1 protein-coding gene is annotated in these 395 nt (G+C 59.7%); it reads right to left on the reverse strand.

The window, feature by feature from the left end; translation table 11 throughout:
- Positions 1-395: MIP/aquaporin family protein (locus EE949_RS25680; protein ID WP_206335724.1), on the reverse strand; the 395-nt coding region annotated here is incomplete at both ends.

The raw sequence follows: 395 nt of genomic DNA on the forward strand, positions 1-395 counted from the left end.
TCGCAAACCCGGTCAGCGGACCCATGGCGCTGCCGATCACCGCGACCAGCAGACCGATCAGCAGAGGCGCCAGCGCGCCGCGTGGCAGACCGTTGTTGTCATCGCCCAGCGCCATGATCACGCCCATCAGAATGGTGGTGATGACCATCTCGACCAGAAAGGCCTGACCCACCGAGATCGCGGGGGTGGGGGAGGTAGAGCACACCGATGCAAGATCAAGACTCTGCTCGGTGGCACAAATGATGTGGGGCGCATGTTCGAAGTCGAAAAAGAGGCTCACGTACAAAAGGTACACAAGGCCTGCGCCGCAGAACGCACCGGCGATCTGGGAGGCGATATAAAAAGGCAGTTTTCGTTTTTCGAAACCGGCAAACAGGCTCAGCGCGATGCTGACG

The sequence above is a fragment of the Pseudomonas viridiflava genome, assembly GCF_900602065.1.
Classification (GTDB): Bacteria; Pseudomonadota; Gammaproteobacteria; order Pseudomonadales; family Pseudomonadaceae; genus Aquipseudomonas.